At 65.3% G+C, this 11892-nt stretch carries 9 protein-coding genes and 2 pseudogenes; 5 read left to right on the forward strand and 6 right to left on the reverse strand.

Annotation, left to right across the window (positions count from 1 at the left end; all coding sequences use genetic code 11):
• Positions 1 to 26 precede the first annotated feature (26 nt).
• The gene (locus IIB36_02155) at positions 27 to 1022 is read left to right on the forward strand and encodes an Ig-like domain-containing protein (GenBank protein ID MCH7530549.1); all 996 of its coding nucleotides are present in this window, start codon (positions 27 to 29) and stop codon (positions 1020 to 1022) included.
• Positions 1023 to 1033: 11 nt separating this feature from the next.
• Here the strand turns inward: IIB36_02155 and IIB36_02160 are convergent, their stop codons facing one another.
• Both IIB36_02160 and ltrA read right to left on the reverse strand, forming a co-directional pair.
• Positions 1034 to 1198, reverse strand: coding sequence for a hypothetical protein (locus IIB36_02160; GenBank protein MCH7530550.1), 165 nt, complete (start codon positions 1196 to 1198; stop codon positions 1034 to 1036).
• A gap of 133 nt (positions 1199 to 1331) precedes the next feature.
• Positions 1332 to 3009, reverse strand: a pseudogene (gene ltrA / locus IIB36_02165) (group II intron reverse transcriptase/maturase).
• A gap of 150 nt (positions 3010 to 3159) precedes the next feature.
• Here ltrA and IIB36_02170 point away from each other — a divergent pair.
• Entirely contained in the window at positions 3160 to 3435 is a 276-nt protein-coding gene (locus IIB36_02170; GenBank protein MCH7530551.1) for a transposase, read from the forward strand.
• A 180-nt stretch (positions 3436 to 3615) separates the two neighbouring features.
• Here the strand turns inward: IIB36_02170 and IIB36_02175 are convergent, their stop codons facing one another.
• The 3 genes from IIB36_02175 to IIB36_02185 all read right to left on the reverse strand — a co-directional run bounded on the left by IIB36_02175 (position 3616) and on the right by IIB36_02185 (position 7971).
• Positions 3616 to 6420, reverse strand: coding sequence for an ABC transporter permease (locus IIB36_02175; protein MCH7530552.1), 2805 nt, complete (start codon positions 6418 to 6420; stop codon positions 3616 to 3618).
• Positions 6420 to 6782 (reverse strand): PadR family transcriptional regulator, encoded by a 363-nt coding sequence (locus IIB36_02180; GenBank protein MCH7530553.1) that lies wholly within the window; start codon positions 6780 to 6782, stop codon positions 6420 to 6422. Before IIB36_02180 ends, IIB36_02175 begins: the two co-directional genes overlap by 1 nt.
• 412 nt (positions 6783 to 7194) lie before the next feature.
• The gene (locus IIB36_02185) at positions 7195 to 7971 is read right to left on the reverse strand and encodes a helix-turn-helix domain containing protein (GenBank protein ID MCH7530554.1); all 777 of its coding nucleotides are present in this window, start codon (positions 7969 to 7971) and stop codon (positions 7195 to 7197) included.
• A 347-nt stretch (positions 7972 to 8318) separates the two neighbouring features.
• On the opposite strand from IIB36_02185, the pseudogene IIB36_02190 reads away from it, so the two are divergent.
• The 3 genes and pseudogenes from IIB36_02190 (at position 8319) to IIB36_02200 (ending at position 10322) form a co-directional block, all read left to right on the forward strand.
• Positions 8319 to 8648: pseudogene (locus IIB36_02190) on the forward strand (transposase).
• Complete coding sequence (locus IIB36_02195) at positions 8572 to 9279, forward strand: transposase (GenBank protein ID MCH7530555.1); 708 nt, start codon at positions 8572 to 8574, stop codon at positions 9277 to 9279. Before IIB36_02190 ends, IIB36_02195 begins: the two are co-directional and overlap by 77 nt.
• Positions 9280 to 9563: 284 nt before the next feature.
• Positions 9564 to 10322 carry a hypothetical protein gene (locus tag IIB36_02200; GenBank protein ID MCH7530556.1) on the forward strand — a complete coding sequence of 253 codons (759 nt, stop codon included), beginning with the start codon at positions 9564 to 9566 and terminating at the stop codon, positions 10320 to 10322.
• Positions 10323 to 10545: 223 nt separating this feature from the next.
• On the opposite strand, the gene IIB36_02205 is transcribed toward IIB36_02200, so the two are convergent.
• Entirely contained in the window at positions 10546 to 11718 is a 1173-nt protein-coding gene (locus IIB36_02205) for a DUF1343 domain-containing protein (protein MCH7530557.1), read from the reverse strand.
• Positions 11719 to 11892: the final 174 nt, after the last annotated feature.

Genomic DNA, 11892 nt, shown 5'->3' on the forward strand with positions numbered 1-11892 from the left:
GATGCGACATCATTACGTACCGGCTCATGGATGGGGTTGCCGAGCAGGAGAACGGTCGGAGGCATACGATGGAGCGTCGATGGCGTGGGTACTACGTCGTGGTGTTATGGGTTTGCGCAGCCTGTGGGTCCACGGATGTTCGGCCAACCTGCGAGGCGGTCCGGCTCGAGACGACGAGCCTGAATCCCCGGGTAGGGGATGCTGCGCACGTCGGGGCTCGTGGGGTCACGAAGGGCGGGGTCACGACCGAGGGGTCGGCCTTCACGTGGCTGTCGAGCGACCCCACGGTTGCGCTCGTCGATCAACGAGGCCAGGTGACGCCTCTCCGACCGGGGACGACGACGATCACCGTCACGTGCACCAACGCCGCAATCGGCCGACCGAGCGCGGCGGTCCAGATCACCGTGCGTCCCCCGTTGGTCCGGCTTCTGATCCAACGGGCCGGCGCCGGCAATGGGTTCATCACGACAGTCCCCGCGGGCAATGACCACGAGGACGGCACTTCGGTGGTCATCACCGCGACGCCGGCGGAGGGCTCCGTGCTCCAGGGCTTCACCGGGCCCTGCGTGAGGAACGGGAATACCTGCACGGTCGTCATGCGATACCCCGGCCCCATGCAGATTACGGTGGACTTCTCGCTCTGCCCGACGAGCTACTGCGGAGAGATATCGATCACCGGTGGCACGCTGAACTTCCAACGCGCCGGCTTCGGCTTCAACTGGGACGGCCACTTCGAGTATGCGTTCGATCCGGCGCCGAGGGCCGGCATCCGGATCCACAACCGCCTCAACGCGTCGAGCGTGTCGGGCTCGGCGACGACGACGGGCGCGTCGACCCTGAGCATCCCCCTGAGCGGGTCTACGATTGCGTGCCTATTCGTCAACCCGTCGACGATGGTACTGACGGACCTGGACCGGCCCATCCCCGCGTTGAAGATCATCACCTTCACATGGGACAGGTCCGGGTGCTCGACTGCGATGCGAGCCGAGGGCTCCGCACTTCCCGATACCATCGGTGGATGACGTGCTCCGGCTCAATCCCGCCCAGCGATCTCCCTCACGCGGTCTTCACCCAGGACCGCGTCGAGCTCCCGAACCAAGCGCTCGGCGTCCGCGAGCGAGAAGGGCCGGGGTGGCTTGATCTTGATGACGTTGTGATCGGGGCCGTCGGCGCTGAGCAGTATACCCAGGTCCTTCATTCGCTCGACCGCGTAGGACGCGACCTCCGCCGATGGCGTCTTCCCCTCGCGGTCCGTGACGAACTCGACAGCTAGGAAGAGGCCGAGACCGTAATACGCGGCGCATGGCCGAGGTCGCGGCCCACGTCACCGATCACGTGCTGCCCCACCTTCCTGTGCGACGTCGCGGTAGGGACCCCGGTTGCCCGGGGCCCCCCGCACAGAACCGGGCGAGCGGAATTACCGCACCGGGCTCCCACCTTGGGTCCTGGCGTCGAACCGATCTGTCGGCCAGGGATGCTGAATACGAGCCACGGGTAGCCAGCGCTCCACACGAGGTGCCATACAGTTCCAACTCGTACGGTCCTTCTGACTCCGTCGCCGAAGCGCGCGGAACCAATGACGTGCCACTTCTTTGCGGAATTGCTGGAGGGCCTCGATGTTCGTCGGCAGCGCATGGTAGTTGAAGTAGCCTCCCACCACGCGCTACAACCACAGACCCTGCTTCTTGATGGAGAGGTGGCGACGACGCATGAGCTCGTCTCGGACCCATCGCAATTTGGCCGCCATCCGCTTCCGCGACGTGTGACGGACGAGGAGATAGTCTCCCGCTCGAGTCTTGCCACAGATGTGGGTGAGGCCCATAAAGTCGAAGGTCTCCGGTTTGCCCATGCCCCGCACGGCTCGGCGTTCAGCGGCGTACCGACCGAACTCCAGGAGCCGTGTCTTCTCCGGGTTGAGTTCGAGCGCAAACTTTCTTAACCGCGCATCGAGTTCCATCCGGAAGCGAGTGGCGTCGCTCTGATACTGGAATCCGACCACGACATCGTCGGCGTACCGCACGACAATCACGTCGCCTTCGGCGTGCCGCGTCCGCCACTGCTGGATCCACAGATCGAAGACATAGTGGAGGTAGACGTTCGCCAGCAGCGGTGATACTGTCGCCCCCTGCGGTGAGCCCACCTCGTTCGCCTGCCACTCACCCTCCTCCATCACCCCCGCCTTCAACCACTTTCGGATGAGGCGAAGGACCCGCCGGTCCGCGATCCGATGCTCGAGAAACTTTATCAGCCACCCGTGGTCGATGGCGTCGAAAAAACCACGGATGTCTGCTTCGAGCACCCAGTTCACCTTCTTGCGCACGATCCCGACCGCGAGAGCGTCCAGCGCTTGATGCTGGTTGCGCCCGGGACGGAACCCGTACGAGAAGCCGAGGAAGTCCACTTCGTAGATGGCGTTCAAGACCTCGATGACGGCGCGCTGGACAATCTTGTCCTCCAGCGCCGCGATACCGAGCGGTCGCTGCCGCCCATCCGCCTTCGGGATGTACACCCTTCGAGATGGCTTCGCTCGATACGTCCCTCGGTGCACCCGCGCATGCAGGTCCTGAAGATTGCTCTCCAGATCCGTCGCGTAGTGCTGCCACGTCACACCGTCCACGCCTGCGGCTGCCTTCTCTTGATGCTGAGAAACGCCGCACGCAAGCGATCAATCGTGACGTGGTGAAGAAGCGCCGTGAACTTCGCATCCTTCTGCCGAGCTGCCACTCGGCGCACACGGTCCAGCGCACTCGGCGCGTCTGTCCGGCTCTGTGTCCGGGACGCGTTTTGCCGATCCGTGTTCCCCTTGGCCGGACGCCTTCCCTCCACCGACTCCGCGCCGTCGCCACCTCGGGACCGCTCCGCTGTAGGCTCACCCTTGGCTGGTTCCGGGGTTTCCCCCTGCGTGCCCGTGTAGGGTTTGCCATGGCTTCCCGACCTCCGCTGTAACGCCGTAGCGTTCGCCGACTTCGTTGGTACTACGCGTCCGTCCGACTTCCCTCGACCGTGCATCATCGGCTACGGCTCTGCCTCCCCGATGCGGCCCGGCACGCCATCACGTGCGGGCGGTCTTTGAGGGATCTCCCGGTTCTCGCGCATGGAGCTTCCCGTGCATGCAGAGGGTCAGAGTCCAACGACCCCAACAGGGGGAAGGGCTCGAGGATGAGAAAGCGACACAAGCCGGAACAGATCGTGCGGAAGCTACGCGAGGCGGACGCGCTGTTGAGCGGCGGGGCGTCGATCGTCGATGCGTGCCGGCGTCTGGAGGTGAGCGAAGCGACGTACCATCGCTGGCGGAAACAGTACAGCGGGATGGGGATCCAGGCTCTGAAGCGGCTGAAGGCCCTGGAACAGGAGAACACACGCCTGAAGAGGATCGTGGCCGACCAGGTGGTGGACATCAGCATCCTGAAGGAGGTCGCTGAGGGAAACTTCTGAGCCCGGCCCGGAGACGAGCTGCCGTGTGGCACGTGCAGCGAGCATTGGCGGTCTCCGAGCGCCGGGCGTGTCAGGTGTTGGGGCAGGCGCGCTCGACGCAGCGCTACGAGTTCAAACGATGGGACCTGGATCAGCAGCTGGTGCAGCGGCCGCACGCGCTCAGCCGCCACCCACCATGCGCTACTCCGCCGCCAGCGCCTCCATAGGGGTCACCGAAGCGGCCCGCCACGCGGGCACCCAGGCCGCGATGATCGCGACGCCACCCAGCAGCAGGCCCACCGCGACGAACGTCACGGGATCCAGCGCCTGAACTCCGACCAATAGACCCGAAATGAAGCGCGTCATGACCACAGCGACGACGGTCCCCAGGGAGACGCCTAATGCCGCCAGCGTGACTCCTTCCGTAACCACGCCGGACCAGACCTGTTGTCGCCTAGCCCCCAGCGCGCACCTGACACCGAACTCCCGCGTGCGGCTCCCGACCGAAAACGCGAGCACGCCGCCGATCCCTACGGCTGCGATCACCAGCGCGAGCACCGCGAACCCGCCCAGCAGCAGTGCATTGAGCCGCTGCGGTGCAACAGACTCGCTACTCAGCGCCGCAATCGTCATGACGTTGTCGATGGCCTGATTCGAATCGTGTGCCAGAATCGCCTCACGAACGGCGGGTGCGACGGCCACCGGGTCTCCGCTCACGCGGACGACGAGCGCGCCGGCTAGCAACATCTGCTGATACGGCATGTACATCGCGTGGAACACTTCGGCGACGAGGCCGCCGTCCTTGGTATCCGCTGCCACACCGACGACGGTGCGCCACTCGGGCGGCCCGGCAGACGACAACGGGTTGGTCCACGCGATACGCTGACCCAGCGGATCGCGTTCACCGAAGTGGGTCCGCGCCATCGACTCGTTGATGACGACGACCAGCTGAGCGTCCCCGACATCCGTCGACGTGAACTCACGACCGCGAAGCAACTCGATGCCCATCGTCGAGAAGTAGCCCGAGGACACCACACGGAAATCCGCCCTCGGCTGCGGAGCGCCCGGCACGAGTACGTCGCCCTCCACGGCCATCTCCATCGTCATGGTCGTGAAGTTCCCGCTCGAGCTCAGCGGCACCGACATGGCCAGCGCCGCGTCATCCACGCCCGGTAGCGCTCGCACGTCCTCCACGATCGCCAGGTATCGATTCCGCGTCTCCTCATCTGCCCGCATGAGAGCATTGGGCGGAATGTCCATTGAAAGGATCTGCGCCGCGTCGAACCCCGGATCGATCCGGTTCAGATGCATCATCGTGCGCAGGAGCAGCCCGGCGCCGACGAGCAGCACGAACGAAGTTCCGATCTGTGCCACCACTAGCGCTCGTTGTGCGCGCTTCGCTCCAGCCCCCACCGTCGAGCGCGTACCGCCCTTCGTCAGAGCCCTGCTCACGCCGTCGCCATCCGGCAAGGGAGGCACCATCGTGAAAAACACCGAGGCGAAGACCGCGGCGACGAGAGCGAAAGCGAAGACCGACGGGTCGAGTGCGATCTCCGACGCACGCGACGTGAATCGCTCGGCGAAGCTGATGAGCAGGTTCAGGCTGACGGAAGCCAAGAGCAGCCCGAGCGCGGCTCCGGCACTGGCTAGGACGAGGCTCTCGACCAGGAGCTCACGCCGGAGCGCTGCGCGACTCCCACCGAGCGCCACGCGGATAGCCAGCTCGTGATCTCTCCGCAGCACCCGCGTCAACGTGAGGTTCGCCAGGTTGGCACACGCGATGATCAGCACGAAGAACGCGGTGCCGAGAAGAAGCAGGAGCGTGGGCCGTGCGCGGGCCGTGAGCTGTGTCTTCAGCGGCGTGACCGTTACGTCGAATCCCGACGTGGCGGCGTACGCCTCGGGGTATTCCTCGTGAATACGCGCCGTAATCGTGGACACCTCGGTGCGGAGCGACTCGACGGTCGCCGCGGGCGCGAGCCGGGCGAAAACCTCGGTCATCCGGTGGCGCCGGTCATGGCTCATCGACGCATCGAGGTGGTGCGGACTCGTCGCGAGGTTCACGTAGATATCGGTGGCCTCCGGATACGGCGGTGCCGGCTCGGCAACTCCAACGAACGTCGCAATGCGTCCGTTCATCTCGACCGTTGTTCCGATGATGCCCGGATCGGCGCCGAAAGCACTCCGCCAGTATGCGTCCGACAAGACGATGACTGCAGGCGCGCCCTCTCCGGCGTCTTCAATGCCCACCGTCCGGCCGAGTGTCGCCGACAGCCCCATCACCTCGAAGTAGTTCCCAGTCACGATTCCGGCCCGCACGAGACGCGGCGCGTCATAGCCGAGCATCGTGAAGGTGAGAGCGGAGAACTCCGCAACCGCCTCGAGAGAGGGAGCTCCTCGACGGTAGTCATCGATCTCGGGGACCGAGAACAGCGCGTTTTCGGTATCCGCGAGCAGAGCCGACTGACGGAGATACACGAGCCGATCACCATCCGCGTGGGGGAGCGGGCGCAGCAGCACTCCGTTCACGGCGCTGAACATCGCCGTGTTCGCTCCGATGCCGAGGCCCAGGGTTACGATGAAGACGAGAGCGTAGCCAGGGTTCTTCCTCAAGCCGCGCATCGCGTGCCGCACGTCCCTCATGATCGCTTCCAACATCGCCTCTACCCCTCCCCAGTTCGGTCCATTGTCTGCGCCGCCGGCGAACCGGCCATCGCCACTTCCTCGTCGTCCACTCCAGAGGCCCGAGGCGCGCTCGCTCATGCGTCCCAGCCTCAGCTTCACGCCCGTCACCAGCGCATCGAGCCCAGCGTCCCACCAAAAGCGTGCCGTGCCCACTGCTCGCGCTGCGTATCGCGGCTCCGTGCGCTGGCACGCCAGATGTCCAGTCAACTCAGCGCCGAATTCATCCCTGAACCACTGCGGATAGGCCCGGAGCAGTAGCCGATGAGACCTCGGAGAGGGCTCGCCCACAGTCGGCGTCATCTCGTAGCCGGGGGTCGACACTACGCGGGCCTGCGCACAACGGCGCGAGCTGCTGCCAGGTCCGACTCCATCCGCGCAATCTCACGCTCGAGCACCTCGCCTCCCCGCTGCGTGATCGCGTAGAATCGCCAGCGCGGGCCCGGCTCGACGTCCCTGGCATCCCGCGGAGCTTCCGCCTCTTCGATCAGGCCGTCGTTGGTCATCCGCTTGATGCCAGCGTACAGCGTGCCAGCCCCGAGCAGGACCGCGCCGTACGTCCGCTCCTCGACCATCCGCTTGATGTGATAGCCATGGGCGGCCTCGTGCATCAGGCTGAGCAGGATGTGGAACGTAGCCGGCGTGAGCGGGCGAGTGGGTCGTTCGTCGATCTGAGTCTTTGGCATCGGCTGTCCCCGCGTCCTATCGCCGACGTGCGATGAACAATCCACAATTATCGACGAGTGATTATCGACAGGTGATTATCGACAGGTGATTATCGACAGGTGATTATCGACAGGTGATTATCGATGGTCGATGCTACACAGGCGAGTCACGTCCGTCAAGCCTGAAGCGAACTGGTTGGACTCGGGGACTGCCGGTGTGGGGGGCTAGGGCGCGCGCTCCGGCTACGAGCCGCTAATGGAAGAACAAGTAAGCGATGAAGATCCCTGCCACGATCGCCGTCGCGTCCGCGATGAGCCCGCAAGCCACCGCATGCCGCGTCTTCCGAACCGATACAGAGCCAAAGTACAGCGCGATGATGTAGAACGTCGTGTCGGTGGAGCCCTGGAACGTGCTCGTGAGTCGGCCGATGAACTAGAGGCGAGTCCGACGGTCGGCCGTGTCCGCGGTGCCCACCGGGATCATCTCCACGTGGAAAGTGCCCACCCGATCCGCGCGCCACGCCTCGCCCACCGGGTCCCGTTCCAGGAGCCCGAGCAGGCCAAAGCGCTCGAAGCGGCTGAGCTCGAAGCGGGCGGCACTCGCCCGGGCGCGTCCCTCCCTCGGCACAAGCATGTACGCACGCAGCGCTTCGTAGCGCTGCTGGGCACGACCGCCGAGGGCCACGAAGGGGAAGGGCGAGCCCTCTTCTGTCCGGGAGCCAGCGGGGCCGGCCGCCTCCCCTCGCGTGTCTTCAGCGGTTTTTTTTCCGGCCCCCGCCACGAGCCGTTCGATCGTTCTGCGATGTACCGCCACACTGCGTTCGTCGAACAGTTCTTCGGCGAGCTCGCGCCCACTGAGCTCGGGGGCCTCCGCGGCCCGGGCCTCAACCCACGTCACGTCCTCTTCCGTCAACTTCACCCGGCCCCGGCGACCCCGCTTCTCGTCCGTGAGGCCCACGACACCCAGCTCCTCGAAGGCGTGGAGTGTGCCGTAGAACGTCTGCCTCGAGAAGCCGAACGCCTGAGAGACCGCCACAACCGTCTCTCCGTCCACCGCATGGGCCCGCAGCATCTCGTACTTCACCTGCACCTTGTCCAGGGGATCGAAGAAGCGGTGGCGCTCGAAGAGCTGAGCCCGCACACGCTCCGGATGCGGGTGCAGCGCTCCGGCGGCTTCCAGAAACTCACGCTTCGGATGGGGCTCCCTCATGGTCGCTACCTCCTTGTCGAAGGCAGGATAGGTACCGGGGCCCTGACTGTCAATGAATAAGCGTCGCACACGACGGACACGCCTCACCTGCCGGCGATTCCGCATAGCTGCTGATAATCTTTCATACCCCTCGATCTCTAGCCGAGGATAGTGTCAAGTCATGCACTGTATACGACACATATAAGCTGACACTCTCAGGTGCCCTTTTTCTCTAAGCGGTCGGCGGCGAACTCCTTGCGGGTGCGGCGAAGGCGGTGCTGGATCCACCACGCCGTGTAGCGATCGGTCGTCAGCACCAATGGGATTCGGCACTCTGACATCCTAACCAGCATCGGTTCGGCGCATCTCTGAACGCGCACTTCCACTTCCACGTTGTTGTGCTCGATGGCGTGTTCTCCCACGCGTCTGACGGGGAGGTGCGCTTCCATGAGGCCGCCCGACTCATGCCGGAGCACTGGGACGAGCTGCAGCACGTCGTGCAAAGTCGTGTGCTGCGCTACTTCCATCGCCACGACCTGCTCGACGAGGTTGACGCCCACGGCATGCTTTCCTGGCAGGGATCCGGCGGGTTCAGCATCGACGCCTCCGTTCACATCGAGGGTGACGACCGAGCAGGCGTCGAACGGCTGCTCCGATACTGTGCTCGTCCGCCCTTCGCGCTGGAACGGCTCTACGCCCCCGGCGGTATCGTGTCCCTCGGCTCGGGGCACCCACCGGAGGTGGGTCGCCAGGCTCGTCTATCGGCTACCCAAGCCGGCGCCCGACGGCCGCACCGAGCTCCTGCTCTCTCCGATTCAGCTTCTCGAGCGGCTAGCTCGTTTCGTCACACCCCCACGCGTCCACCGCCACCGGTACCACGGGGTTCTGGCCCCGAATGCCAAACTCCGTGCCGCCGTCACCCACATCGGCAGACCCGACGCCGAGACACCCACCGCTCAGCTCCCTAGCCCAACGAGCCCGAGTCCAACGCAACAGCCCTCCACCGATGCAGAGCCAACTCGCACCACCAGCCCTGCTCGCATCCGATGGGCTGTGCTGCTCGCTCGCATCTACGAGGTGCTGCCGCTGCTCTGCCCCGCGTGTGGCGGCCCCATGAGGATCCTCTCCTTCATCACCGACCCGCCCGTGGTCGTCGCCATCCTCGTGCACCTCGAGCTCCCTCACACACCTCCCCCTATCTCACCGGCTCGCGGCCCCCCGCAGGGAGGCTTCCTCCTCGACCAGACCCCAGTCTTCGATCCCACCGAGGCCGAGCCCATCCCAGAATTCGTGTTCGACCAGTCGCTGCCCGACGAGTTCGACGACTGAGGGTCTGCCCCCCGCTGTCTGCCCGGACAAGCTGAGCCATTCGGCCACCTCGACCCGCCCGTCTGAACATCCCCGCGTCCCTTTCCATCATCCGAGCGCCACCCGCGCCTCGCTCGGCAACGGCTCTCCGCCCGACTCGCCCGACCCTTACTCCCCGTCCCGTGCCACACTACGACCTACCGCGCTTCCCCGCCCGATAGGGCGGTTGTATTACCTATCCCTATCCCTTCCCTATCCCTATCCCTTCCCTATCCCTTGTAGCGACTGGCATCCATGGAGGCGCAGTGACGGACGACGACGGGAGACAGCAGGACCGCGCCCGCAGGGAACCGAAGACCGCGGTCGCCCGCTCCGGGCCACCGGGACGGCGATTCGGAGACGACGAAATCAGCCGCATCCTTCAGACGGCTGCCGAGTTGGAGGAGCGCTCCCACGCTCTGACGCTCGATTCGTCGCGCGGCCTGACGCTCGAGGAGCTGAGGCAAGTCGCCCAGGAAGCGGGGATCGATCCACGCTTCGTCGACGTCGCCGCGTCCCATCTCAGCTCGCCGGTCGAGCGCCAGGTGAGCAGACTCGCCGGGGGCGCGTACATGTGGCACTTCCAGTCTCAAGTCGACGGCGAGATTCGCGATGTCGATCGGGACCGAATCCTACAAGCGATCCGCTCGGTGATCGGACAGAAAGGGGAGCTCGCGGACGTCTTCGGGCGCATGGAGTGGAGCCATGACGAGGGTTCTGGGCCCGTCATCATCGGAATCTCCTCTCGTGACGGAAGGACGGAGATCGACGTGTCCGCGACGAAGTCGACGGAGGCGGGTATCATCCACGCCCTGGGGATATCCTTCGGGGGCATTTTCGGAGGTGCCGCGCTCGCCGGTCTTCTCGGCGTCAGCGGGGCGTGGGCGCTTCCTCTGGTCGGCATGATGGGCGCCGTATCGTACGGGGTGACCCGTCTCGGTTGGCGGATGCGCTCGGCGTGGTGGGAGCGCCGATTGAGACTCGTGATTGAGCGAGTTTCCTCGATTGCCCAGGACGTTGGGTGAGGCCATAGTCACTTCACGACTAAGCCAATGGCTATGATCCCAACCAAACGCCGCTCTCGCTTCGGAAGCGGTCGCGTGGTTGCCAGGAAGGCGCATCGGCGCACGGCTGGACCTGGCCGACGTCGCTTGGAGGCGGACGTGTGGGTAACACTCTCAAGACCCTCTGAGACTGGCGCTGAGGGGCTGCATAGATGTCGTCGCATCATTGCTCCGAGGGGAGTCGTCAGTAGATGAGGTATGGACGCCGCAACCGCTCGAACTCCCTCACGCCTTCGTCCCACGCTGCCGTCAGCGCAGCGAAGTCTTGTCCCGCTTCGATACCCAAGCGGAGCGCGTCTGTCCCCGCGAGACGATCGAAATGGGCTTCGCGCCAAGCCCAGTTGTCGCCGGACATCGCATAGGCCTCGAGCAGCATAGCGACCGCGGCCCTCGACGCGTCGTAGCTGGTGGTTTCATGGACCAGGCGAACCGCCTGGATCTCCTGGCCTTCGAACTTCCCGTCGCCCGCGTTCACCGGCGTGAAGGTCGCCGCCTCGAAGCGCACACCCTCCAGCCCGTATGCGTTCAGAGACTCCGCGAGCGCCGGACCCTCGAGCCATGGGGCGCCAACCCACTGGAAAGCGCGGTCGGTGCCACGGCCCACGGAAAGTGGGGTGCCCTCGAACAAGCACGTGCCGGGATATGCGAGCGCACTCTCGAGCGTCGGCATGTTCGGTGACGGAGCCACCCACGGCAGCCCGGTGTCTGAGAACGTCATGTCGCGCCGCCACCCGTCCATCGGCACGACGTGCAGTTCTACGTCGACGCCGAACTCTCCGACGTACATGCGAGCCAGCTCACCCACCGTCATCCCGTGACGCATCGGTACGGGATAGAGCCCGACGAATGTGGAGTACTCCGGGTCGAGCACGTTCCCCTGCACGACATCCCCACGGATCGGGTTCGGCCGATCCAGCACGACGAACGGGATTCCGTGTTCTCCGGCGGCTTCCATCGCGTACGCCATCGTGGAGACGTACGTGTAGTAACGTGCTCCTACGTCCTGCATGTCGAAGACGAGAACCTCCACGCCTTCGAGCATCTCCGGCGTAGGTCGCAGCGTCCGGCCATAGAGCGAGTGAATCGGCACTCCGGTTCGCTCGTCGACTTCGCTGTCGATGCGCGCGCCGGCCTGCTCGACGCCGCGAATCCCGTGTTCGGGCCCGTACAGCGCAACGAGCTCCGCGTCCGCTGCGCCGTGGAGCGCGTCGATCGTGGTGGCGGTCTCGCGCTCGGCGTCGGAGGCTCGTGGCGCGAGAGACCAATAGACGCCGGTATGGTTGGTGACGAGGCCGACTCTGCGACCGCGTATCAGGTGCAGTGAGTCCGACAGCAGCACCTCTATCCCCGCCCGCACTGTCGCCGCTGCCTGGGCTTCGGCACCGACAGAGGCGTCGCTGCCAGGAACGCCGCAAGCGCAGAGGGTAACAGCCAGGAACAGGGCGGGAATACAGGATTGTGACGTTTTCAGGGAGCCGGTACCTTCCCGTCCGTCAGCGCTTCGGCGGAGCGCGCGCGTCCGTCTTGTCCG

The organism is Gemmatimonadota bacterium (genome assembly GCA_022560615.1).
In the GTDB taxonomy this organism is placed as follows: Bacteria; Gemmatimonadota; Gemmatimonadetes; order Longimicrobiales; family Gaopeijiaceae; genus UBA1138.

Bases quoted from the DNA above. Each gene is read 5' to 3' on its own strand.
- IIB36_02185 (MCH7530554.1), bottom strand. From the start codon at position 7,971: ATGAGGGAGCCCCATCCGAAGCGTGAGTTTCTGGAAGCCGCCGGAGCG.
- IIB36_02160 (MCH7530550.1), bottom strand. From the start codon at position 1,198: ATGAAGGACCTGGGTATACTGCTCAGCGCCGACGGCCCCGATCACAAC.
- IIB36_02170 (MCH7530551.1), top strand. From the start codon at position 3,160: ATGAGAAAGCGACACAAGCCGGAACAGATCGTGCGGAAGCTACGCGAG.
- IIB36_02180 (MCH7530553.1), bottom strand. From the start codon at position 6,782: ATGCCAAAGACTCAGATCGACGAACGACCCACTCGCCCGCTCACGCCG.
- IIB36_02155 (MCH7530549.1), top strand. From the start codon at position 27: ATGGATGGGGTTGCCGAGCAGGAGAACGGTCGGAGGCATACGATGGAG.